24 protein-coding genes and 1 pseudogene are annotated in these 23,505 nt (G+C 57.1%); 13 read left to right on the top strand and 12 right to left on the bottom strand.

Annotated features, from left to right (window positions below; all coding sequences use genetic code 11):
- Positions 1 to 52: 52 nt before the first annotated feature.
- Positions 53 to 949, top strand: a complete 897-nt coding sequence (locus ABDK75_RS05490) for a LysR family transcriptional regulator (RefSeq protein ID WP_046901392.1) — start codon at positions 53 to 55, stop codon at positions 947 to 949.
- A gap of 449 nt (positions 950 to 1,398) precedes the next feature.
- On the opposite strand, the gene ABDK75_RS05485 is transcribed toward ABDK75_RS05490, so the two are convergent.
- The 3 genes from ABDK75_RS05485 to ABDK75_RS05475 all read right to left on the bottom strand — a co-directional run bounded on the left by ABDK75_RS05485 (position 1,399) and on the right by ABDK75_RS05475 (position 3,230).
- On the bottom strand, positions 1,399 to 1,704 hold the full coding sequence (locus ABDK75_RS05485; RefSeq protein ID WP_046901391.1) for an integration host factor subunit beta: 306 nt from the start codon (positions 1,702 to 1,704) through the stop codon (positions 1,399 to 1,401).
- 39 nt (positions 1,705 to 1,743) lie between these two features.
- The gene (gene sppA, locus ABDK75_RS05480) at positions 1,744 to 2,697 is read right to left on the bottom strand and encodes a signal peptide peptidase SppA (RefSeq protein ID WP_346005176.1); all 954 of its coding nucleotides are present in this window, start codon (positions 2,695 to 2,697) and stop codon (positions 1,744 to 1,746) included.
- A gap of 68 nt (positions 2,698 to 2,765) precedes the next feature.
- Positions 2,766 to 3,230 (bottom strand): MucR family transcriptional regulator, encoded by a 465-nt coding sequence (locus ABDK75_RS05475; protein ID WP_086634139.1) that lies wholly within the window; start codon positions 3,228 to 3,230, stop codon positions 2,766 to 2,768.
- Between the two features lie 207 nt (positions 3,231 to 3,437).
- On the opposite strand from ABDK75_RS05475, the gene ABDK75_RS05470 reads away from it, so the two are divergent.
- The 7 genes and pseudogenes from ABDK75_RS05470 to ABDK75_RS05440 all read left to right on the top strand — a co-directional run bounded on the left by ABDK75_RS05470 (position 3,438) and on the right by ABDK75_RS05440 (position 11,282).
- Positions 3,438 to 4,700 carry a UdgX family uracil-DNA binding protein gene (locus tag ABDK75_RS05470; RefSeq protein ID WP_346005175.1) on the top strand — a complete coding sequence of 421 codons (1,263 nt, stop codon included), beginning with the start codon at positions 3,438 to 3,440 and terminating at the stop codon, positions 4,698 to 4,700.
- A 31-nt stretch (positions 4,701 to 4,731) separates the two neighbouring features.
- Positions 4,732 to 6,978: an FUSC family protein gene (locus tag ABDK75_RS05465; protein WP_346005174.1), complete on the top strand. Its 2,247-nt coding sequence runs from the start codon at positions 4,732 to 4,734 to the stop codon at positions 6,976 to 6,978.
- Positions 6,979 to 7,306: 328 nt separating this feature from the next.
- Positions 7,307 to 8,598, top strand: a pseudogene (locus ABDK75_RS05460) (tyrosine-type recombinase/integrase).
- A 531-nt stretch (positions 8,599 to 9,129) separates the two neighbouring features.
- On the top strand, positions 9,130 to 9,336 hold the full coding sequence (locus ABDK75_RS05455; protein WP_061509724.1) for a hypothetical protein: 207 nt from the start codon (positions 9,130 to 9,132) through the stop codon (positions 9,334 to 9,336).
- Positions 9,333 to 9,923 carry a hypothetical protein gene (locus tag ABDK75_RS05450; protein ID WP_346005172.1) on the top strand — a complete coding sequence of 197 codons (591 nt, stop codon included), beginning with the start codon at positions 9,333 to 9,335 and terminating at the stop codon, positions 9,921 to 9,923. The genes ABDK75_RS05455 and ABDK75_RS05450 overlap by 4 nt, the downstream gene beginning before the upstream one ends.
- A gap of 67 nt (positions 9,924 to 9,990) precedes the next feature.
- Positions 9,991 to 10,638, top strand: a complete 648-nt coding sequence (locus ABDK75_RS05445; RefSeq protein WP_346005171.1) for a hypothetical protein — start codon at positions 9,991 to 9,993, stop codon at positions 10,636 to 10,638.
- Positions 10,635 to 11,282, top strand: a complete 648-nt coding sequence (locus ABDK75_RS05440) for a hypothetical protein (protein WP_346005170.1) — start codon at positions 10,635 to 10,637, stop codon at positions 11,280 to 11,282. Before ABDK75_RS05445 ends, ABDK75_RS05440 begins: the two co-directional genes overlap by 4 nt.
- A 142-nt stretch (positions 11,283 to 11,424) precedes the next feature.
- Here ABDK75_RS05440 and ABDK75_RS05435 read toward each other — a convergent pair whose 3' ends face one another.
- The 4 genes from ABDK75_RS05435 to ABDK75_RS05420 form a co-directional block, all read right to left on the bottom strand.
- Positions 11,425 to 11,823, bottom strand: a complete 399-nt coding sequence (locus tag ABDK75_RS05435) for a hypothetical protein (protein WP_346005169.1) — start codon at positions 11,821 to 11,823, stop codon at positions 11,425 to 11,427.
- 89 nt (positions 11,824 to 11,912) lie between these two features.
- Positions 11,913 to 12,209 (bottom strand): hypothetical protein, encoded by a 297-nt coding sequence (locus ABDK75_RS05430; protein WP_346005168.1) that lies wholly within the window; start codon positions 12,207 to 12,209, stop codon positions 11,913 to 11,915.
- A 6-nt stretch (positions 12,210 to 12,215) separates the two neighbouring features.
- Positions 12,216 to 12,392 carry a hypothetical protein gene (locus tag ABDK75_RS05425; protein ID WP_233142602.1) on the bottom strand — a complete coding sequence of 59 codons (177 nt, stop codon included), beginning with the start codon at positions 12,390 to 12,392 and terminating at the stop codon, positions 12,216 to 12,218.
- A gap of 213 nt (positions 12,393 to 12,605) precedes the next feature.
- Positions 12,606 to 13,244, bottom strand: coding sequence for a S24 family peptidase (locus ABDK75_RS05420; protein ID WP_346005167.1), 639 nt, complete (start codon positions 13,242 to 13,244; stop codon positions 12,606 to 12,608).
- A gap of 191 nt (positions 13,245 to 13,435) precedes the next feature.
- On the opposite strand from ABDK75_RS05420, the gene ABDK75_RS05415 reads away from it, so the two are divergent.
- Positions 13,436 to 13,678, top strand: a complete 243-nt coding sequence (locus ABDK75_RS05415; protein ID WP_339407377.1) for a hypothetical protein — start codon at positions 13,436 to 13,438, stop codon at positions 13,676 to 13,678.
- A 90-nt stretch (positions 13,679 to 13,768) separates the two neighbouring features.
- The gene (locus tag ABDK75_RS05410) at positions 13,769 to 14,617 is read left to right on the top strand and encodes an FkbM family methyltransferase (protein WP_346005166.1); all 849 of its coding nucleotides are present in this window, start codon (positions 13,769 to 13,771) and stop codon (positions 14,615 to 14,617) included.
- Positions 14,618 to 14,771: 154 nt separating this feature from the next.
- On the opposite strand, the gene ABDK75_RS05405 is transcribed toward ABDK75_RS05410, so the two are convergent.
- The gene (locus tag ABDK75_RS05405; RefSeq protein WP_346005165.1) at positions 14,772 to 15,665 is read right to left on the bottom strand and encodes a LysR family transcriptional regulator; all 894 of its coding nucleotides are present in this window, start codon (positions 15,663 to 15,665) and stop codon (positions 14,772 to 14,774) included.
- A gap of 102 nt (positions 15,666 to 15,767) precedes the next feature.
- Here ABDK75_RS05405 and ABDK75_RS05400 point away from each other — a divergent pair, with 102 nt between their 5' ends.
- Positions 15,768 to 16,583: an SDR family NAD(P)-dependent oxidoreductase gene (locus tag ABDK75_RS05400; protein WP_346005163.1), complete on the top strand. Its 816-nt coding sequence runs from the start codon at positions 15,768 to 15,770 to the stop codon at positions 16,581 to 16,583.
- 582 nt (positions 16,584 to 17,165) lie between these two features.
- On the opposite strand, the gene ABDK75_RS05395 is transcribed toward ABDK75_RS05400, so the two are convergent.
- A complete protein-coding gene (locus ABDK75_RS05395) occupies positions 17,166 to 17,726 on the bottom strand; it encodes a TetR/AcrR family transcriptional regulator (protein ID WP_346005162.1) in 561 nt (186 codons plus the stop codon).
- 156 nt (positions 17,727 to 17,882) lie between these two features.
- Between ABDK75_RS05395 and ABDK75_RS05390 the strand changes: the two genes are divergently transcribed.
- Together ABDK75_RS05390 and ABDK75_RS05385 are read left to right on the top strand one after the other, a co-directional pair.
- Positions 17,883 to 18,530 (top strand): glutathione S-transferase, encoded by a 648-nt coding sequence (locus ABDK75_RS05390; RefSeq protein WP_346005161.1) that lies wholly within the window; start codon positions 17,883 to 17,885, stop codon positions 18,528 to 18,530.
- A 278-nt stretch (positions 18,531 to 18,808) separates the two neighbouring features.
- Entirely contained in the window at positions 18,809 to 19,651 is an 843-nt protein-coding gene (locus ABDK75_RS05385; protein WP_346005160.1) for an aminoglycoside phosphotransferase family protein, read from the top strand.
- A 354-nt stretch (positions 19,652 to 20,005) separates the two neighbouring features.
- On the opposite strand, the gene ABDK75_RS05380 is transcribed toward ABDK75_RS05385, so the two are convergent.
- The 3 genes from ABDK75_RS05380 to ABDK75_RS05370 form a co-directional block, all read right to left on the bottom strand.
- On the bottom strand, positions 20,006 to 20,512 hold the full coding sequence (locus tag ABDK75_RS05380; protein ID WP_346005159.1) for a hypothetical protein: 507 nt from the start codon (positions 20,510 to 20,512) through the stop codon (positions 20,006 to 20,008).
- A 678-nt stretch (positions 20,513 to 21,190) separates the two neighbouring features.
- Positions 21,191 to 22,375 (bottom strand): IS91 family transposase, encoded by a 1,185-nt coding sequence (locus tag ABDK75_RS05375; protein WP_346004482.1) that lies wholly within the window; start codon positions 22,373 to 22,375, stop codon positions 21,191 to 21,193.
- 25 nt (positions 22,376 to 22,400) lie between these two features.
- Positions 22,401 to 23,312: a tyrosine-type recombinase/integrase gene (locus ABDK75_RS05370; protein WP_346004483.1), complete on the bottom strand. Its 912-nt coding sequence runs from the start codon at positions 23,310 to 23,312 to the stop codon at positions 22,401 to 22,403.
- Positions 23,313 to 23,505 lie beyond the last annotated feature (193 nt).

The following is a 23,505-nucleotide window of genomic DNA, read 5'->3' as shown; positions in this document are numbered from 1 at the left end:
CATGGGCAAGAAGGACGAGGACCGACGCGCCAGCGATCGGGGAGACCACCACATGGATTGGGACAAACTGCGTATTTTCCACGCAGTCGCCGAAGCCGGGTCCTTCACCCATGCAGGTGACAGACTTAACCTGAGCCAGTCTGCCGTTTCCCGGCAGATTTCAGCTCTGGAGGAGGTTCTGCGTGTTCCGCTGTTTCATCGGCATGCACGAGGCCTCATCCTGACTGAACAGGGTGAGGTTCTGAATCGCACAGTTCGTGAAGTCTTCTCCAAGCTGGCCCTGACACAGGCATTCCTGAGCGAAAGCAAGGAACGAGCGGCGGGCAAAATAAAGATCACGACAACCACCGGTTTTGGCCTTTGTTGGCTTTCTCCGAGGCTGCATCGCTTTCTGGAACTGCACCCGGATATCGAGGTTACGCTTCTTCTTGAAGACGCAGACCTTGATCTGGGAATGCGTGAAGCAGACGTGGCTATTCGCCTGCATCCGCCGACACAGCCAGACCTTGTACAGCGCCATCTGGCCAATTTCCCGATGCCAATTTATGCCAGCCCAGACTATCTGGACCGGTACGGCACGCCGACAAATTTGCAGGAATTAGCGGAACATCAGATCATCGGCTTTGCAGGACGCCACCTGCCATTGCCGAATGTAAACTGGCTTCTGGACCTCCTTCGTCATGAAGGTCTGGCCCATCGGGGAAGCAGGCTGGCTATCAACAATATTGCTGCCGTTGCGACTGCAATTGCTTCAGGCACAGGTATTGGTTCTTTGCCGCTCTACACTGCTGCGTCCTACCCCAACCTAGTCAGAGTTCTTCCCAATCAGGCCGTTCCGTTGGTTGAGGCTTACTTCGTATATCCGGAAGAACTGCGGACTTCCAAAAGAATTGCCGTATTCCGAGATTTTCTGCTTTCGGAAATCAGCAGCCTCAAAGGCCAGGAATAAAGCCCATAAAATGCCGCCGCGTTCACCCGCGGCGGCCATGCCCTGTGACGCAAACATGTTGGGCTGCACTGGACCGGAAGACGGCTTCCCGGACAGGCGCAAAGCCATTTCCATGCCTGGAATGAGTGCTCTCTATATTACTCTTGAGAACAATTAGCCCCAACTGTGAATGATAGCAGGGCGTGACAGTGACCCGACCCTTCTGATTCTGTAGCATTTTTACTGAAGCTACTTTTTTCAGAGGAGATCCTGAGGCAGCTTTTGCCGAGGACGCCCCGGCACAGCACAGAGCCCCTATAAAAATCGGGATTATCCAGACAGATAAGGAAGGGGCTTTCCACATTGCCCCACAATAGCGCACGACGCTTCTCAACGCGTGCCTGAAAGCATCAGGTTCGCTTTTATGCTTCAAACAGCGGCATCCAGAACACAGGGAACAGAAACTCCTGTCATTCTGCCGTGGCTGACTTGGTCGCGCTTTGATTCACACGCTCACGCAACTCTTTCCCCACTTTAAAGAAGGGAACGCTTTTTTCTTCGACAGAAACAGTGTCTCCAGTGCGTGGATTCCGACCCGTTCGCGCATCTCGGCGCCTAGGAATGAATGCGCCGAACCCGCGAAGTTCAACACGATCGCCTCGCGTCAAAGCTGCACTGATTTCGTCAAAAATGGTGTGAACGATCCGTTCGATATCCCGCGTCAGAAGGTGAGGATAAATCGTGGAAAGCTCTGCAATAAGTTCCGATTTGGTCATGACTGCAGCCTATCTGCCTCCGCCCATGAAACTGGCTTGTCAGGGTTGCAGAATCGCAACGGCCCCGTCAAGGCTGCTGAGGGTTAATCGCCCTTCCAGCATCTCCGTAAAGCCTGATCCAACCACACCTTCGAGCATGGCCCGTTTGCGAGGAAAATCATACCAGTGTCGCTTGCTTACAGAGAGCAACGGCATCACTGGGTACTGTGTGTCTCCAATTTTCAGGCGCTGCCTGAGCCATTGCCGAGCAGTGTCTTCGTCTCCCAACTCGTCGATCAGGCCCAGGCTCAAAGCCTGACGCCCCGTATAGGCCCGACCATCCGCAAGGCTTCGCACCTTGTCTTCAGGCATGTGCCGCCCTTTAACGACCATGACGACGAACTGATCGAAGAGATCATTGACCAATCCCTGAAGCATCGTGCGCCCTTCTGGCGTCAGATGACTTGTGGGATCAGTCTGATCTTTCATGGCGCCAGACGTAATAGCAGCAACATCAATGCCGACACGCCCCAGCAGCGGAGAAAGATCGGGCCGCTGCAGGATTACACCGATCGAACCCGTCAGTGTGGAAGGCAATGCCACGATATGCTGTGCTGGAACTGAGAGCATGTAGGCGGCAGACGCGCCCATATCACCCATCGTGACAACAACAGGCTTTACCTGGGCAAATTTTTCGATCGAATCGTGCAGCCGCTCCCCACCCGTGACACCGCCGCCAGGGCTATCAACAACCAGCAGGAGTCCGGTTACTGAAGAGGACTTCTGTGCTTTGCGAAGAGCCGTCGTGATCTGGGAAACGTCATTTCCGATCACGCCGTGAATAACCAGACGCGCAATGTGCGGACGCGCATCTAAACTGGAAACAGTTGAGTGGCTTTTACCAACAGCAATAATAAGCGCTGCAAGAAAAAACAGAACCGCAGCGCCTCTCCAGAGAAGGAGGCGCTTGCTATCAGCCATTGATCGGAGAAGCGTCTCTGCCTCTAAACTCATGAAACAGTATTCTCCGACCACATGACAGATAGTGCTTTTTTAGAAAGACAATTCCAGAAAGCCAGGAATTAGTCCTGCTTTTTGGACTGACGCGTCCGGCCAGTTTCTTTCTTGCTTTCGCCTGTTGCGCTGATCTTGCGGCCCAGACCGATTTCCCGAGCCAGAGCCGAGCGACGCTGCGCATAGTTCGGAGCAACCAGCGGATAATCGGACGGAAGACCCCAACGCTCACGATACTGCTCTGGGGACATATTATAAGCGCTCTGAAGGTGACGCTTGAGCATCTTCAGCTTTTTACCGTCTTCAAGGCAGACGATGTAATCCGGGAATACTGAACGCTTGATCGGCACAGCAGGCTGCGGACGCTCTGGCTGCGGCTCTTCCTGTGGAGCACCAGCATTTGCAAGAGCTTCATAAACCTGGCGGATCAATGCCGGGAGAGACGCCGCATCCACATTACCCTTGGAAACCTGTGCAGCAACGATCTGCGCTGTAAGCTCCAACAGATCCGGGTGGGATGTATTCTCCGACATAATATCTTACCTTCCATTCAAAATAGCATTTTTACTATGCTCAACAGCGTGAAATCATTCTGCCGAGCCTGTTTGCAGAATATATACCCAATACCACCGAGATAGCCACTCAACTTTAATACCAAATTGACCACACGTTCCTTAAAAAAAAAGTAATCACTTCAGAGCGTGTTTCGGAATTCGCTAATTTTCTTTCCGGGAAGCCTTATGCAAACCGTTGACGCTACACTCTGTTCACCAAGTGATTTTTCAGGATGGCGAACACAATCGCGTAATTTCCTGAGCAAGCGAATCCCGGGGCCTTCCATCACTTGGAGTATTAGAGCGCCTGTCGCTCTTTACGCAGCGAAAACAGATCGGGATTTACTTGCCACTCCCTCCCCTTTGCGTCTGCCCCGAAAATTTGCGGCCCTGATCCCGTCCGTGTTTGCAGCCGATATTCCGGAGAGATTTGATCTTCTCTATCGCGCCCTGGAACATATCCAGGAGCACGGAAGCCCACGTAAGACAGACATCACCCGGTTTGAGCAGATTGCCAGCACCGTTCGAGAGCAGATTCTTGAATTGAGAGGCGCGTTCCCACAGAACCGGATAACAGACTGGCAGATCATTCGAACACGCCAAAAATTACAGCTCATAGACAGTCAGAGATACCCTCTCATCAGACTGCGGGTTTCCCCTTGGGTTCTCCTTTCAGACGAGATGACCCTTTGCTGGGACGGCCACAAGTATCGTGTTGGACCACCCATTAGTGACGCAGGACAACCAGAGGCAGATCTGATTGATCTTGCACAGAAAACTGCGACCGCCGGGCAAGACAATGCCTTTTGGGCCAACCCGGCCACAGTGCATGTCACACCTGATCTGGAGGAGATTGAAAAGACGTCCTCTTTGTCAAACCTGCGGTCCCTCGCCGTCGATTGTTCTCTCTGTGATCTTTGTCACCACGCGTCACGCACCGTTTCCGGAGAAGGCACGACGCAGGCACAGATCCTCTTTGTCGGCGAGCAACCAGGAGATCAGGAAGATCTTCAGGGACGACCATTTGTTGGCCCAGCCGGACAACTCTTCGAGCGCGCACTTCAGGAAGCCGGGGGCAATCGGGAACAGGCCTGGATCAGTAACGCAGTCAAACATTTCAAATTTGTCCGCCGGGGTGCAAGACGCATTCATCAGAAACCCGATGCGACAGACGTAAAATCCTGCGCCCCGTGGATCACAGCTGAACGGCGTATCCTTCAGGCAAAGGTTACAGTTCTGCTCGGCGTGACCGGAGCAAGTTCCGTTCTTGGACGACCCATCACTATTTCACGGGAGCGTTCCCGTTACATGACTTTGGACGATGGCAGTACTGGCATTGTGACTGTCCATCCCTCTTACCTGCTCAGAATTCCGGATGAGGACAGCAGGACACGCGAATACACAAAATTTGTTGCAGATCTGAGAATGGCCATTTCCGCTCTCGCCTAATTGACGGCTTCAGGAGTAAGAAAGCCGCACAATGAGTGGCAGTACTACGTCAACAGGACGTCCGACTCCGAACAGTTCCCCATCAGGTGCAGGTGCGTCAGCCGCTCTGCGGCCCAGGGTCAAGCTGCCCCTGTCATGGATCTATGCGCCATCCGCAGCGACCCTGACTTTTGCTCTGCGAAATACATTTGCAGCCTGTCTCGCCATCGGAATTGCCTTCTGGATGGAGCTGGACAGTCCTGCATGGGCCGCAATGACTGTCTGGGCTGTTGCACAGGCGACCCGTGGTGAAAGCCAGTCCAAAGCCAAATGGCGTATCATTGGAACAATTACCGGAGCGGTCGCATCCATTGCGTTGATGGCTGCCGCGCCTCAGGCACCTTGGCTCTTCTTCCCCATGATCGCCGTCTGGATCGGCGTGTGCAGTGGGCTCGCAACATTCGTAAGTAACTTCCGATCCTATGCTCTTGTTCTTGCAGGATATACCTGCTCGATCATCTGCATGGATGCGGCTTCCGATCCTGACAATATCTTCACCGTTGCCGTTTCCAGAACCACTTACATTACCCTTGGCGTTCTGTGTGAAGCCTTCATGGGTCTGATCTTTGCCACCACTCAGGAACGGCAGGCCCGGATCCAACTGCGCCAGAAGCTGGAATCTGCTCTGGTTCTCGTTACGAAGACGCTTACGAGTATTCTCGGTGAGGAACGCGGCGCCTTGAATGCAGCACGCAGGCAGTTTGGCACCATCCTCAGCATTAACGACCAGATTGAATTTGCAGAAGTCGAGATGGGCCCGCATGGACACGAAGGTGACCATGCCCGTGCGGCTCTGGCCTCCGTATCAGCCCTGCTGTCTCGCGGGTTCGGTATGGCAATGCGCCTGCAACTTCTGAACCATGACCACCCTGCCTTCACCCAGGCCGCTGATGAGATCCTCTCGTTTCTTAAGGATTTCCCGAAGCGTATTGCCAATACTGAGTCCGTTCCGGATCTTTTGGCAGAACTCCAGCATCTCCGTGATGTTTGCCGCCTGTATGCTGCCCCTCACCGGATTACCGATCTGGAGAACAGCAATGAACCCATTCCGGGAACAGACCCGTTCGATCTACGCCTGAATGAGCAGGATACCGAGACACACCTCGATGAACGCGTTCTCTTCATGTCACTTGGGGAGCTACTCGGAGACCTGGAACTTGCCATCAAGGAATACGAGGCCAGTACACACTCCATTCCAGGCGATCATTTTCATTTCCAACGCCAGACCCACCGCGACACACGCGAAGCCATTCATAATGGCCTCCGCGGAGCATGCGCCGTACTGGTTACGGCCCTGATTTATGAAATCACAGCGTGGCCAAGCGGACTTGGCTTTATCGCCATTACAACGCTGGTCTGTGGCCTGTTTGCGACCAAAGAAAACCCAGTCCTTGGGACTACGGAGTTCTTGAAAGGAGCACTGGTCGCTTACATTGTGGCCTGGATACTTGTCTTTGTGCTCATGCCCAAAGTCACAACGTTTGAAACCCTGACGCTTTTCCTAGGGCCGGCCATGTTCCTTGGCGGTCTGGCGAAAGGCAACCCCTCCACTGCTGGCGGCGCGGCAGCTTACGGCCTTCTTCTTCCTGCCATGCTTGGGTTGGAGAACCATCACGTCATGAACGAAGTGGCATTTTATAACGGCAATATGGCCGTGGTTATGGCAGTGGGCATCAGCGTTCTGGTTTTCAGGACAGTATTGCCCTTCAACAGTTCTGATGAACGGCTGCGTCTCCGCAGAATTATGCTGGCTGAGTTGCGCGGCCTCGCAGATCCCGCACAGACACCACAAATCAGTATCTGGATCGGCCGTAACACAGATCGTTTCGCACGTCTGATCCGCCATGCTGGCCCCACCCCTGCTCCGCTCATCGAAGCCTGTATTCTGGGGACGCTCGCCACACTCACGCTGGGCCTGAACATTATTCGCCTACGAACCCTCTTGGACCGCGAATACCTTCCCGACAGCGCAAGACGCCCGATCCAACTGGTGCTCCATTACGTCGAGCAGTCTACCCGACGCCATGATAAGGCCGCTCGTGTCGCCAATGCGGCCGTAAGACGACTGCGTGCTCTGGATGAGCATGAGACAGATCTGGTCACGCGACTTGAGATGACGCGGGCAATCACTTACCTCGTGGTTATTGCTTATACGATGCAAACAAACGCAGACTTCTTAGATGCCAGCCGCCCATTTAGAGGCGAGCGCAGCCATCTGAAAGTACAGGAGTCCCATTAGGCGATAAGAGAAGTATGCTTCTCGCATAGCTTGAGAAATTCGAAAATTGCAGAGAGATTATAATCTACTCTGATTTATTCCCAATACCGCGACACAACCCACGCTCCAAGACAGAGGATAGTCTTCGTAAGGGTTAAGGTCAGATATACAGATCTTGGGAATTATGGCGGAGAGGGTGTCCGCCGATGTAGGGCGTCACGGAAAAGCAGATCAGCGCAATAACCATTGTTTTTCATGGTTTTACAGAAATCCATACCATCCTGAAGAAGCAGATGGACGCATTGAAACCCATCCCGTAAGGTGGGATGGAAGATGGGACTGAAAAGCCATGAGCAAGCGTCCGCCGAACCAGCTGAATGCCCGCAAGGTCGCCTCCCTCAAAGACGGGGTTCACGGCGATGGCGGAAATCTATGGATTACCGTCCGGGGCGACACCCGGGCCTGGACCTTTCGCTACAAAAGCCCAAAGACCGGCAAAAGACGGGAGATGGGACTCGGTCCCGCCCGGGATATTTCTCTGGCCGATGCCCGGCTCCGGGCGACCGAGAACCGGCGCCTGCTTCTGGAAGGGCTCGACCCGCTGGAAGAGAAAGCCCGGCAGAAAGGGGAAACCGTTCAGGAGCGCACCTTCGCGCAGGTTGCCGAGCAGTACATCACCGAACAGGCGCCGGGCTGGAAAGATCCGCGCTCGGCGCCCATGTGGCGCAGCTCTCTGGACCGTCATGTCTATCCCGTCCTCGGCCCGAGACCGATTGGCAGCGTGCAGACAGAGGATGTGCTCGCTGTCCTGCGACCGATCTGGGAGGCACGACCGAAACCGCAACACGGCTGCGTGGACGGATGGAGCGTATTCTGGACTATGCGCAGAGCCATCACTGGCGCGAGGGTGAGAACCCGGCCCGCTGGCGGGGGCACCTGGCCAACATCCTTCCCAAACCCACGGCCGTCACGAAGGTGGTGCACCATGCCGCCTTGCCCTATCGCGATCTCCCGCCGGTCTACAGTCGGCTCAGCGCCGAGCATGGGGTAGGAGCTCTGGCCGCACGGTTCGTCTGCCTGACCGCCACCCGGTCTGGCGAGGTCCGCAAGGCCCTGTGGTCGGAGATCGATCTGAAGAAAAAGATCTGGACCATCCCGGCCGAGCGGATGAAGGCCGGGCGGGAGCATCGTGTGCCCCTGACGGGCGGAGCGATGGCCCTGCTATATAAAGTCCAGACTCTGAGATCCAGTTCCGGTGAGGACAGTTTCGTGTTTCCCGGTGGCCGGGTCGGATCGCCGCTGAGCGATGTCGCAGTCTCCAAGGCCCTCCATCAGGCCGCAGGCACGAAGGATGTGACGATCCATGGTTTGCGCTCCAGCTTCCGGGACTGGGCGGCCGAGGAAACCGACTTTCCACGCGAGGTCGCCGAAATGGCGTTGGCCCATGCCATCGGTGACAAGGTCGAGGCGGCCTATCGCCGCGGGGATCTCTTCAACAGGCGTTTTGAGATGATGTTTGCCTGGGAACGCTTCTGTGCCGGGCAATCCACGGAGGCGGTCGCAAAGCCGCCGCGTTCCAATCCTGACAGCGCGCCGCTCTTCACCTGGAAAGACTCTGAAATCGGAGATCCAGATGCCTGAAGGCCCGTCAAAAGCCCAATGACGCGTCACGGATTGCGTCGTACCGGTCCGCACAATCTCAGTGACGCGTCATCAATGCGCTATGTTGCCATTCCATGAGCAGCTCAAAAGCATGGCAATGCGCCATGAAATCGTGCTGCCAGATCGCTTAAGATGGCACGATACTGGGTTTTTGGCGCAAAGCTCCAAAAACCCTTTTAAAACAGTCCCTTAAAACCGTTTCATTTTCGTGCCCTGCCGTGGGCGTCCGCATCACGCTGTGACGCGTCATTCTAACCTGCACGCGCCCCCGTTCCGGGGTCGCGCCGCCCGGAGGGCGGCGGTGCAGAACTTAACCTCTCTCCCTCTCTCTCACGACGGAAAATGATCAGAGGGGTTCTGTCGTTTTTTTTTGGCTTCGCAAGGGAGACTGGGCTGGTCCTCCCCCCAGAGGGCTCACGCGGAGCGTGAGCTGGAATGGTCGCCGTGCGACCAGAGCGAGGGTTTTCTCTTTCGTTCTCTGGGGCTCTCTTCTCTTTGGAGCCTTTCGCAATGACCAGATCATTCACCGAACTCGACACGCTTTTTGACACCCACGCCGTCCTGGCAGGCGTCGTTCTTCCCACCCTGCGCGATGTGATCGCACAGCCTGGAGCGTTTACCAGCGACACGCGGCTTGAGGGTACGCTGATCGTTCTGGCGCAGACAGTCCGTTCCCTGAACCGAGAACTGACGGAGAACGCAGGAGACCGGACATGACGTACTTCCTGTGCACGGACCTGGCTGTCCGCCTGATGGGTCTTGTCTCCTCCCGCGATCGCCCGGACGCTCCGCTCCGGCCGACCGGGACTGCCGTCTGTCTGTACGATCTTGTTCTGTCCCGGGCCGAACCCTTCGCTGTGGCCGAGCAGTTGGGGCTGTGGTTCCCCTGTCGGGAGGCCGATCAGGATCCGGCACACAGACAGGCTCTGCGGGACCAGATCCTGCAGCAGCCCATGCCGTCCCCAGCCGGTGCAGCGGAGCACACTGAAGATGGCGCTTTTCTCTCTCCTGTCCTGCTTCCAGATATCGTTCTGCTTATCGGGGAACGAGAGATGATCTGGCTCGGGCTCTGGTCGTCAGAGAAGCCACAGGTCATGACCCTGGGCGATCTCATACACCGGCTGGCGCCAGAGCTGGCGGGAGCTGGGAACACGACTGGAGTTCTTCTGGCCCGGTTTGCAGCGGAAGACCGCTCGGGCGTCCATCCGGCTTCCGATCTCGTCCGCATTCATGCCGCGGCAAGACTGATCGAGGCGCTTTGGACCGGACAGATGCCTGGGAGCGGCCTCCCGTATCGCCTGTAACACCTGACACCGACAGGTCGGACAACTCCGGCCTTTCATTTTCTCCCCACAAAAATCTGGAGGCTTCATGCTTCTCACAAAAACCCCGGTCGCTACGGCGACCGTGTCCCGTCACGTGCGCTCTTTCTTCGAGCCCACGGATGATGATCTCGATCTGTATCGCGACATCAGTTTCAAACTGAAGGCGCAACCGCCCTCAAGCCTGTTCCGCTACCTTCAACCGGCGGGGCGGCATCTCATGCGCCTTGGTGATGAAGGACCCGGCGTCTGGGCCGGTCTCCTGCGCAGGGTCGAGCAGCGCTGGCCGTGTCTGCCCAGCCGTGGACGCGTTGCTTCTGACGGAACCCTGCTGAATTCAGCACTCGAGCGCATTGCTTACGAGGCCATCAAACCCATTGTTCCGCGGGATGTTGCGCTGGATCTGGAAATCGCCCTCGACCCGTTGCAGCAGCCGCGGTTCTATTCGGATTTCGCTATCCGTTTCGGGTCACGTGTCATGCATATCGAGATCGTGGGCGCCTGCGGTGCGGACCGCGTGACGCGCAATGACTGGGAAGCCTATTTGCTGGCGCAGTTCGACCGGCGTCTGGAGGTCTACCGGCAGAAGTGCCTTACGCCCGAGATCTGGTATCTCAACGACCTCCTTGAGCCAGCGCAGTTACAGAAGCGTTTCCTCGCCCTTGTAGCGCAGCTGCGCGCGGGAGGCAGGTCATGACCCCTGGTCCGATCCGGCTGCCGCGCTGGCCCATCACGCGCCTGAAACTGCTCGATATCACGCCGGATCAGAAAGGAGCGCCCTATGCGGGCGCTCCCGTCACGCTGCTGCAAAGGGACGGCTTTGTCGAAGGGCGCAGCCTGCTCTGGCTCGGCGCCCCCCGGCGTTCCTCGGGTCGTCTGGAGGAAAGTCCTGACGAGGACGGGCAGCCTGCCCTGACCATCAGCGATCGCCTGTTCAGGGCCCTGATGCCGGTGGATGCGCCTCAACCTTTTATTCTGGCGGGGTTTCACATGTCGTTCCTGCGCCGTGTGATGGGCGGACCGCAGGATCGACCACCGTATGATCTCTGCCTGTACCGGCTCGCACGACAGCGGGCGTCCTGGTTACGGCCGTGTGGGCTGCAGGAATCCGTCCTCGAACTGCGGACGGACCTGATGACAGAACTGACGCAGGACAGCCCTTTCCTGCGTCTGCACTGCGCAACTGCTCTGCTTGAAACACTGCTGGAGTGGGAGCCGCTGAACCGGCTGCTCGTATTGTCAGGCAACGTCGTCTCTCCACCGCCTGGCGAGGAGGAACCTTTCGGCCAGGCCGCAGAGTGGGCCTGTCTGCCTCAAGGCCCTGCCATGCTGGAAGAGTAAGTTGCCAGCGGATGCGTCGATCTTGGTGCAGGACTGTTCCACGCTGCCCTCGGACCCAGATGATGCATCCAGCTCCAGCTCTTCAGCGGCCTGGGTTAACCCCCTCTGCCTTCAACACCAGAGGGGATTTTCTTCTGTAACCTCAGAACAACCCGCTGCCGGTCTTGACGGCGGAGGCGTTCATGGTGTGGTGCCAGACGACGTCGCCGTTGAAGATCACGGTCAGGGTCTTTTCCGTGCCATGGGTGCCCTGATGCAGGTCGCCATACAGCGGAATAAAATTTGCGGCGTCAGACGAGGCATTGGTGAACGCATAGCGCCACTGCTCATGACCGCTATCGGTGAACGTGCTCTCGCGCGGGTCTCCGAACAGGGCCCGGATCTGGTCTTTGGTGGTCACGCCATCATGGATCTTCTGATCGATGGAGGCGCTGGTCTCGTTTTTGAGGGCTTCGTTCCCTTCCGAGGCACAGCCTGTCAGGGTGACCAGCCCGCTGAGAGACAGGGTGACGGCAAGGGTTCTGAGAAAACGTACAGACATGCGGGATCCTTTGCTGTTTCTGCAAAAACAGTCGATGACGGGACAATTGGAAAAAAGCGGGCGACCTGCCGAAAAACGAACGGACCGTCTCAGTCCAGCCCGCGAAGCCTGCGGCGGTCTTCAGCGGCTTTCAGTTTTCGGAGAAACGGTTCTCGCGGAGCCGTCCAACAGCTCATGCCCAGAATGAATGCAAAGAGCGGATGCCAGGGCAGAGCCAGGGCGATGCCGCACAAAAGACAGGCGCCCACTCCGAACCACGAGACATATCTCAGCAGAACCCGCGTCTCGTCTTCCTCAGCACCATATTCTTCGAGATAGGCAGCCAGACGGGCCGCGCGTTTTGCTTCGGTCGCCTCGCTGTACAGACCGTCTGTTGAAGACGTCATGAGCGCTTATCTCCCCCAGTGGGCGTGGAAGACGACCCGAACGACCAGCGCCGTGCCCAGCATCAGCGCCGCAGGGGACAGAACGTCGCGGGCCTTCAGCCAGGCGAACAGCCGGACCGAAGACCCCAGCGCCAGCACCAGCAGAAGGAGAACGATCAGCACAAGAAGGAGAGACACGACCATGTCAGACGCTCCCTGGCCGGCTAAAACAGGGGGCAGACCAGAAGGCACAATAGGACAGAGACATCATCGCCAGCTCCTTGCAGTTCCTGTGCGGCAGGACGACCCTGCACACACGATGAACTCAACAAGCCAGATAATCTACGATTTTCCGTGTATCGTCAATACGAATATGCGCCCATTTTGAGAAACAGGTTCCCGTATATCAAGAATACCTCAGGGATGAGGCACGCCGCCGATCCAGACCACTTCGCCGAGCAGCTTGAAACAGTCCAGGCGATCAGCCTCGACGTCCTGGGGCGGATAGCGATGATTGTCAGCAATCACCCGGACCCCGCCACCGAGTTTTGGATCAAGGCGACGGATCAGCACGGCGCCAGCGCTCTCCAGCGCATAGAGCGCGCTGCCCGTCACGGTCGTGACGCTCCGGTCCACGATGACCAGATCACCTGACGACAAAGTCGGCTCCATCGCATCCCCTGCATTGCTGATGAGGCAGAGGGACGTGAGGTCCCGGGGAATGACGCTTTGCAACCAGTCGCGACCAATCCGCAGACCGTCTTCATGATGATCATACCAGGGCACGACGATCTGACGGGTCGAGGTGGTCTGGACCGCTGTCGCCCCGGAAGGTGAGCCGCCAGCCGTGCCAAAAGCGATCCAGTCCAGGGATACGCCGCAGATCCGGGCCAGTGACGCAAGAGCGGAGAACTTCATCTCCCCGCCATTCATGTAATCCCTCAGGGTCGTATACGGCACGCCCGCCGCCTTGGCGGCATGGGTGATGCCAATACTCTGGGCCGCTTCGCGAAGGCGCTCGCCGCGCTCGCGCATCAGGCGGATCTGGTCGTCCATAAGTTTACGCTTTCGCCTGGAATGTCGGGGCACGCAGAGGGTCCTCATTCGGAAATGAGGCATGAATACGATATTTCGCTTGATATGTAAGTCGGAAAACCGTATCTGTTGACATCGAAATGTTGCGTGGCCCGTGACTCGTCATCGTCAGATCCTCGCATGAAACCGACATTTTTGTCCAAGGGATTGTCATGCCTGAAGATCCACTGTTGCCACCGCCCCGTCCAGCTGGTCTCGAGGACCTGCATGCTGGCCTGCATGACGTGCTGCGTCTGATCGAGATCGAGCATGCTCTGCTCAAAGGGCGGCTGGAGAGCCTGCGGGCGGATACGGAAGGCGCGCGCCTGCTGGAGGGCGTGATGGTGCTCGGGGCCGTGCTGCAGCAGCGGATGGGCGGTTTGCTCCAGCTCTGCCGCGAGGTCGGGAGGCTGTGACGGAGCGGTCCGTCGGACACAGCGCGTCCTGACCCTGCCGTTTGCTTCATCGAAGCCCCGTTGCTCCCTTCCATACGGTCATCATCTCTTATGCCAGAATACTCAGACCCGTCTTCTGAGCACATCGTGCTGGACGGACACGGCCCTGCGCGTGCCCTGCCTTTTGGATCCTATCCGTTGACGGATGTGCAGAAGAAGATCCGGAAAGCCTTTTTCAACACGCCCTTGGGGTACAGCCGTTTGCGTCGGCCGTTCATGAAGCGGTTCAAGAAAGACTGCTCCTTAGGTCCTGTTGATGCGACCTTGTTCGGGCTGAAGGTGCGGTTTTACCCGCAGGACAACCAGACGGACGCAAAATCGGCGGTGTGTGGCGCGTGCTACAATCATCGTGAGCTGAAATGGCTGCGGAGCCATCTGCCGAAAGGCGGCACGTTCGTAGATGTGGGGGCGAATATGGGTTTTTTCTCCCTCTACGCTGCCCAGCGGGAAGCCCGCGTCATCGCCGTTGAGCCGAACCCGGTTCTGTTCGAACGACTGGCCACCAATATGAGGCTGAACGGGATGCGGGCCGATCTCTTGCGTGTCGCGGTGGGGGATCAGGAGGGTTCTGGTCAGCTCGTGCAGGTGAACAGGGATTTTGGTGGGGGTCGAATCGGTGCGGGACACGGTGCCGCGGTGCGGATCCGTCCGCTTGTGGATATTCTGCAGGCCTGTGATGTGACCGCCATGCATGTTCTGAAGATCGACATCGAAGGCTACGAAGACCGGGCGTTGCTACCGTTTTTTCGCGAGGCGCCGGCAGCGTTGTGGCCTGATCATCTCATCATGGAAGATACCGAGCATGGCCGGTGGGTCGAGGACATCTTTCCGGTGCTGCGGCGCTGTGGGTATGAGCGCCGCGCTCGCAGTCGGGGGAATATCCTGCTCTCCAGGTTCTGAGGGACGCTGGGGAGGAGAGGCTTGTCAGCTTTGGGGGGGAAGCGGACGGGCGGCTTTCGGGCGAACCGATGCCGAAAGGTGCCACAACCAAATGCTCCGCTTTCCGGAAAAACGATCGAGTTTCGAGAATCGACGCCGACGCCTGACCAATCCTTCATGCGGCCCTGCTTGCTCGAAGCGTCTCCTTGAACAGTTCGAAGGCCGTCGTCCCCTGCCGATCGGGGTAATAGAGGTGGTAGCCTGCGAAAGGCTCGCACCACGGCTCCAGCAGGCGGATGAGACGGCCATCGGCTATCGGCGCCGCCACCAGATCCTCCAGAATGTAAAGGATGCCAAACCCCTCAAGGGTGGCAGCCACCAGCAGGTCGGCGTCGTTGAACACCGGCCCGCATCCCGGCGCCACCGTCACCGCACGACCGTCGCGCTCGAACGACCAGGGAGACAGCTCGCCATGCGCGTTGCGGTAGGCGACACAACGATGCGCCGTGAGGTCGGCGGGCTCCATCGGCCTCGGATGGTTGCTTAAATAGCCGGGAGCGGCCACCACCGCGACGCGAAGCGGGGGCCCGACTGCCAGCGCGATCATGTCCTTCTCCAGTCGCTCGCCGAGCCGGATGCCCGCATCGTAACGGCTCGCCACGACGTCGGTCATCCCGTCCTCCACGCACACCTCCACCTCGATGCCGGGGTGGCGGCGCATGAAGGACGGGAGCATCGGCCACAGCACGGTGTCCGCGGCGTGTTTGCCCGTCGTGATCCGGACGGTGCCGATCGCCGCTCCGCGTGCCTGGGACAGCGCCTCGATCTCGTCGTCCAATCCGGCCAGTGCCGGCGACAGGGTCGCGAGCAGGCGCTCACCGGCCGCGGTCGGGGCGACGCTGCGCGTCGTTCGGGATAGCAGGCGAAAACCGAGCTGGCCCTCGAGCCGCTTCATAGTCTGACTCAACGACGACTGCGTAACGCCGAGCCGCCTCGCGGCACGCGTGAAGCTGCGGTCGGACGCGATCGCCGCGAAGACAGCGAGGTCGCCAAGCTGATCCGGACGCATTGATAATCTCTGCTACTGGGGCCCATTATTGATTAGACGCTTATCTCGATCCATTAACATGACTACTTAGACAGCAACAGTGGAAGAAACGAGGAGCAGGCGATGGGCAAGATCTGGCTGGTGACGGGCGCAAGCCGGGGACTTGGACTCGAGATCACGCGCGCGGCGCTCGATGCGGGCGAAACGGTAGTGGCAACTGCGCGGTCCGCCGACGCCGTGCGCGATGCCTTCGAGGGCGAACACGATCGCCTGCACGTCCTTGCGCTCGATATCACCGACGCTGAAGCCGCGAACTCCGTCGCTGCCGAGACCATCGAACGCTTGGGTGCGATCGACGTGCTGGTCAACAACGCCGGCTATGCCGAACTGGGTTTCTTCGAGACCTTCACCGATGCCGCGGTGCGGCGTCAGTTCGAGGTCAACCTGTTCGGCACGATGAACGTGGCACGCGCGGTCGCTCCCCACATGCGTGAGCGTCGCTCAGGCCTCATCGTCACCATCTCCTCGGTCAGCGGGCTGGTCTCCAACGGCGGGGGATCGGTCTATTCCGCGTCGAAGTTCGCGGTCGAAGGATGGATGGAGGGCTTTGCCCAGGAACTGGCACCGTTGGGCGTCCGCTCGCTCCTGGTCGAGCCGGGGATGCTGCGCACAGATTTCATGGATGGCAGGTCGGCGAGCTTCGGCAGCATCGACATTCCAGATTATGCCGAGGCGATCGCGCAGTATCGCGCGTTCGTGGATGAGGCCAGCGGCAACCAGCCGGGCGATCCGAAGCTGCTCGCCGCGCGGATCGTGGAGCTTGCTTCCCAGGACGAGGTGCCATCGCGGTTCGTGTTCGGCGCCGATGCCCGGAAGTGGACCGGAGCTAAGGTCGACCAGTTGCGACAGGAGATCGCCCGGTCCGCCGATTACGGCTGACACGAGAAAACAAAGGCACGGGCCAAGGGAGGTTATTACTCGGCGCCAGCAGTGACCCTCGGGCGCTTCGAAGAACGAATGCAAAGCCCGAAACGCGCGGGCAAGGCCTGCCAGGCACAGCCCGGGCTAAGCTTTCCAGAAATCTGACCCCGATTGGGTTTCCTCGAATCAGTCGATGCAGACGGGGGAAATGAGAAAACTGCTTTGTGTACAGACGGCCGGCTTCGGGACATCCGGCGAGACGGCGGAACGGCCGAGATGTAGGCGTAAGCGGACCTGCTGCTTCCGCCTACCTTACGGACATTCGAAACGGCGGAACGCTTTGCCGAAAGCTGACATCGTCAGCAGGCTAAGACATCCCGAAAAAACGCTTTCAGCGTCGCCTGAAGCTATCGGTGGGTCCTTGCAAATCCGCTTGAAAGTGATTGAGCGCGTCGATCGATTTTGTACACTCGCATCAGTCCAGTCTAAATGAATAGCATTTCGCACTTGTGAAGGAATAATTTAACTCTGCTATCCTTGTAGTATTTTTCGGCTGCGGGCAGTTTGTGGTTACCTCTATTTTTGTCATCATCGTTTCATCTAGATTTTCAGAAGTCCAACTTCAAAATAATTTTCAATAATCTTATCAAATAGTGCGATATCAGAGTAGCTTCTCGCTAGCAGTTGCGCACCAGATACTGCGGCAAAGATGGCACATGCTCTAATTGTACTGTTGGGGAATATTCTTTGATTCGCGGATACGACCGTATCCAGCCAGGCCACGTTGATATCCGCAAACGTTTTGACCTCGTGCTTCACGGTCTCTGGCAGATCATATTGTTCCGCGCTCATGAAGCTGCCCAAACATAGACGATTACCGTTTTCAAGCGATCGACGAAATATTTCTGGATACCGACGTAAGCACATAAGAGGATCTGGGGTATCCGTTCGTATAGCTTCAAGTTCAGCACTGGTATCTTCCCAATAACGTCGAGCAACCGCAGCACCCAGCTCCGCCTTGCTCGGGAAATAGTAATAGATACTCGCAGCCTTGATTCCCACTTCCTGCGCCAGATCACGAAAATTCAGGCCATTATATCCATGGGTTTGTGCAGCCCGCTTTGCTGCTGCGAGAATGATCTCTCTAGAACTTAAACTCATTGTTATGTCCATCATTTCATTATCGTCTGCCTACCAACTGACAGATAGACGTTGACAGTGAGAATTTGAAGCCATATTCAATCCCTACCATCTGGCAGGTAGGTAATTACGTTAGCTCCTGCCATTTTCATTTTCGAAGCCAATGAGGATGCTCCGATGAAAGTTTACGACTGGCCGACAGGTCCCTATCCAGCCCGCGTTCGGATTGCTCTGGCAGAAAAAAATCTTCAATCCGACGTTGAATTCGTGCCGGTCAACTTGTGGAAAGGCGAACACAAGACGCCGACTTTTCTTGCCAAAAATTATTCTGGAACGTTACCAGTTCTTGAATTGGACGATGGAATTTATCTCGCTGAATGCACGGCGATCACCGTCTATCTTGATGCGCTAGCCGGCGACTCCGCCCTAACTGGTCGAACGCCGCTTGAGAAAGGCGTGGTCCAGATGATGACAAAACGCGCCGAGATCGAGATGCTGGATGCCATCAGCATCTATTTTCATCATGCCACACCAGGTCTCGGTTCCGATGTGGAACTCTACCAGAACCGGGAGTGGGGACTTCGCCAACGTGATAAGGCTCTGCGCGGAATGCATTACTTTAATGCGGTGCTAAGAAAACAGTCTTTCATAGCTGGTGAGGTTTTCTCGATGGCGGATATTGCAGTCATCGGGGGTTTTATATTTGCAGATATCGTAGAATTGCCGATCCCGCAGGAATGCAGGGCGCTATTATCTTGGTTTGCAAGAATGCAGGAGCGTCCAAGTGTACGGGAGCAACTGGAGATTGTTGCGCCAACGCACTGAAGAGAGAATTCTTAGGCCTGCCCGAATCTCGACGACCTGATCAATGGGCACCAGGTCCCTGTGGAGAAAGCGGTCGGCAAACTCTGCTGAACCGGGTCAAACAATGGCTACAGGCCGTTGACTTCAACGGGGGCGACATTGTGCGGCCGCCCCCTGATCCGCCTATCTGATCAGTAAGACAAAAACAGACAGGCGGCAGTCGCCTACATGATAGTCAATCCGAGTGGTTGAAGGATTTCCCAATAGCGGACATTAAATGAGAGCTGTAAGCTCGTGGAATGGTAGGTACCAAGCACCATACGGATATTTCTTCAGCCGCTGCTATTTATATGTCACGATGGCATTTGGTTAATGATGGCACGCCTGTTCGGACAGCAAGCTCCTACCTGGTGCCGGTCACTCGCGATGGCTCTCCGGCTATGTTGAAAGTGACTTCTGATCCCGATGAACGTCGCGGCAATCATCTCATGAGGCGGTGGGATGGGCAGGGTGTTGCTGCAGTTATGGAACATGATCGAGATGCTCTTCTTCTTGAAAGAGCGGTGAGCGATCGTACTCTCGCCGATCTCGTCTACGCTGGTTTAGACGATGAAGCGACGCGGAATCTTTGTAAGACAGCGGGACTTCTGCACTCAGCTTCACTACTACAGCAAGAAGAAATGCGGTCTTTGAAAAGCTGGTTTGCTGACTTACTCGAACCGTCCTCGCACAGCGCAGGATGGCTGAAGGACTGCGCCAGCCAGGCCCACAGGTTGTTAAGTGATCCACAAGAGCAGCTCGCCTTGCACGGAGACCTCCATCACGGCAACGTTCTGGACTTCGGGGCGCGAGGCTGGCGTGCGATTGACCCGAAGGGCCTTTACGGGGAACGGGCCGCTGATTTTGCTGCCTTATTTCTGAATCCCGATCTCGCAGATTCACAACGGCCCTACGCTGTTTCTCCACAAAGGTTCGAGCGTAGGATCAGGATTGTCAGCTCACATGCGGGGGTTGAGCCTGTCAGACTCCTACAATGGATTCATGCCTGGAGCGGCCTATCGGCCGTCTGGTTTATAAAAGATAGAATTGCACCGGAAACTCAGCAGATAGTGGCGCATCTGGCGTCTGAGGCGCTCGGTTGAGAAGGGGCACGAACCACGGTGCTGTCGAGCATATGCTGCCAGTCATCAGTCAGGCCAAGGTCTACAAGGGTTTGCAGCAGGGCATCCCATTGAGAAAACGGCGCTTATCTCCGGACGGGCGCGCCCAACGTCCACGCTCAGAAGGCAGAAGTGGACCAATTATCGCCCATTCCTGATCCGTCAGATCGCCTTGTGCCATGCCTGTTCTCTCTGCTCCTTACCCCACAGGCAGGAAGTGAGTCAGATCTCAGGCAGATCGTATAGATCTTTTGTCAATGCGACTTAAGCTGGAAGATATACTGGATTGTTATTTTCATCTCTTCTGAAGCAAAAGATATCTAGCTCAAGCAAACTTTAATTTCTATCTGGACTCGTAGGTTTTTCAGGTATCCGACCGTGCGTCGGATGAAATATGGTGAATTGTGCATGACATACTGTCATGTGGCCTTTCACCTGTTTCCCTATCCAAGTTCCAATGAGTGTTGTCTCACGACCGATATGAGCGGGGTCACGTAAAGTGTAATGCAGGCGTTCCGTTAAAACCGGCAATCCGTTGATAGACGTGTCACTTAATACTGTTTTTTCCAAAATAACAGCACTGCGATTTGATGGCGCATAGAATGATAATACCTGAGCACGAGTGTCTAAATCACCAACCGGTGATATCTCTTGATAATCCGCGCATAGTAGTGGTGCCATTTCATCTGGATTGAATTTATTCTCGGAAGCAAGCAAACGGTCTACGCTCTCGGACAAGGGAGAAGAAAATGCGGATACTGGTATCAGAATAATACAAAAAACCGCAAACGATGCTATGTTTATGAGACCTATAATCTTTCGGTTATTATTTTTAATAAACATATACATTCCTATATTAGTTAGTTTCTATGTAATATATGTTCTGGTACTACATACTTTATAGTCTCCATTAGTGTGTTCTGTCTCCCCCTCCCTTTTGTAATCACATAAAATTGTTAGACCCAAGAAACGGATATGAGAAGGCCGCCCAAGCCCCCCACTGACGCTCTCCTTATGACTGCGTAACGGCAGAGTAGGTCTGGCGCTTGAATGAATTGAGTTGGATTGAGATGGCAATTAAGCCAGCCCATTCTTCTATCGGAAACGGCGGTCGAAACGGCCGGGCCTTTCTCAAGGGGATCACGTTCGAGAAAGGCTGCGGCAATGGATGTCGGCTATCCTGTTAGTGTCGCCCGTTAGCAGTCGTTCTGCTTCCCTGAAGGGTTTCGGGCGCCGCGAGGCGTACGAAAGTCTGGGAAGAACGAACCCGCGACACCGGGACTCAGTTATGGGGAATTTGCAACTGGTGCGGGCCTGAGGCGCCCTAGAGCGGGGTCACGTGAAGACATTCGTGACGCGATAAAGGGCATTTCCCTCGGATCCTACGGATGATGATGACAGGACCATCGGTTCCAGGTGCCCATTTTCTGCCGTTTTTTCGCATTTTGCGCAGGTCTGTCGGTGTGCCGGAACGAGACGGTTCCGACAGGCATCGGGTCATGCTGTGGTCTCTGCGGGCTGTCATGGTGATCCTCCGGTCGGATCAGTTGTCCGTGGCGGCCCTCGGGGCTGGCACCATCGGGGAAGGATCTGGATGACGATCATCGGACCACCACAGCATGGGCACGGAAGTGGCATGACCGTTTCAGCTTCCGGGATTTCTGACGCTGGTATGACCTTGAGCAGTTCCCGCACTCGGGCGAGGCTGGCCTTGCGGCTGGAACTGGCCAGAAGGCCATAATGGCGGATACGATGAAATCCCCGTGGCAGAACATGCAGCATGAAGCGGCGGATGAACTCATCCGTGGCCAGTGTCATGACCTGCTGCTGATGCGCGGTATCCCGGCGGTAATCCTTATACCGGAACGTCACGCCTCTTTCATCGAACGCCAGGAGACGGCGGTTCGAGATGGCGACACGGTGGGTATAGCGCGACAGGTAGGCCAGCACCGCTTTGGGCCCGGCAAAAGGGGGTTTAGCGTAGACGACCCAGCGTCTGCTGCGCACAGGGGCCAGATATCGCACAAAGGCACGACGCTCTGCCAAAGAGGCAAGCTGCCCCCGAAAGACCAGCCGGTCGGCATCGAACAGTGCGCGCAGCCGGGTCAGGAACAGGCGGCGGAACAGTTTCCCTAGCACACGGACGGGCAGCAGGAAGGCCGGGCGCGATGAAATCCAGCGCTGGCCATCGGGGGACAGGCCGCCGCCTGGTACGATCATGTGTACATGGGGATGGTGGGTCAGCGCCGACCCCCAGCTATGCAGAACGGCGGTAATACCAATGCGCGCGCCCAGATGCCGGGGGTCGGCGGCGATCGTCATCATCGTCTCCGAGGCAACCTGGAACAGCAGGGCGTAGAGAACGGCCTTGTTCTGGAGCGCGATGTCGGCGATCCGCGCCGGCAGGGTGAAGACGACATGGAAATACCCGACCGGCAGGAGATCGGCCTCCCGTTCGGCCAGCCATGTCCGTGCGGCGTTTCCCTGACAGCGCGGACAGTGACGGTTGCGGCAGCTGTTATAGGCGATCCGCCAGTGTCCACAGTCCCCGCAGGCCGCGACATGGCCACCAAGGGCTGCCGTGCGACAGTGTTCGACCGCCGACATGACCTTGAGCTGCTGCAGGGGGAGACGGCCGGCATGGGCTACCCGCCAGGCAGGACCGGCAGCCCTGAAGATATCGCCAAGTTCGAGCGAGGCGGACATGACGGTGCCCACCGAGGCCCAGGGATCAACCGTCGGGCCTCGCCTGCGTGGTCGTCAGCATGCCCAGCCTGTCGAGCGGACTGATGACGGCCCGCACGGTCCGTGTCGCAACTTTTGTATAAAGAGCCGTGGTCTCCAGACGGGAATGACCCAGCAAAACCTGGATCACGCGGACATCGACACCATCCTCAAGCAGGTGCGTGGCAAAGCTGTGCCGCAGAGTATGAGGCCCCACACGTCTGCTGATCGCAGCGGCCCGTGCTGCCTCGACAACCACGCGATGGAGTTGCCGTGTGCTGATGGGCTTCATGGTATCCTGCCCGGGAAACAGCCAGCCTTGAGGGTGCATCACGCCCTGCTGGCGTCCGGCCTTCCACCACTCCCGTAGCAGGAGCAGAAGATCTGCCGGAAGCATGGCGTTGCGATATCGTCCCCCTTTGCCCCGCTCGACCCTGAGCAGCATACGCTCGCTGTCGATATCACTGATCTTGAGAACTGCGACTTCGGCCACCCGCAGACCTGCCCCATAGGCAACCGACAGGGCGGCCTGATGCTTGAGGCATATGGTCGCGTTAAGCAACCGGGCAACCTCATCGCGGCTCAGCACGACGGGCAGGTTGCGGGGCTGCGCCACCCGGACCAGCCTGCGTGCAAGGTCGGGGCGGTCGAGCGTCTGGGTGAAGAAAAACCGCAGCGCGGACACGATGGCGTTCATGGTCGGTGTCGGCATGCCAGCCGCGTTCTGCGCAATCTGAAACTGGCGCACATCCTCGGCTGTTGCCGTATGGGGTGAGCGCCCCAGAAACGTGGCGAAACGGCCAACATCACGAAGGTAATTGCGCTGCGTCTCCCGGGAGAACCGTCGCACCGCCATGTCATCAAGCAGACGCTGGCGAAGGGGACTGATTGCAGCAATGCACAGGGACTCTGTCATCATCCGGCTCCTTCTGGGGGGAAGAAGCCAGAATGCTTGACCAAATCAGGAGAGTTCCAAACAAAACAGATCGCTCACGCCGTGGTGATAGCCTGCACACCGCACCAATCCCGCGCAGCGGGTTCGTTCTCCCTGAAGGGTTTCGGGCGCCGCGAGGCGTACGAAAGTCTGGGAAGAACGAACCCGCGACACCGGG

The sequence above is a fragment of the Gluconobacter sp. OJA genome (assembly GCF_039638325.1).
Taxonomy (GTDB): Bacteria; Pseudomonadota; Alphaproteobacteria; order Acetobacterales; family Acetobacteraceae; genus Gluconobacter; species Gluconobacter cerinus.
Note: the sequence above shows the minus strand (reverse complement) of the source record. Positions and strands in the feature narration are given on the sequence as shown.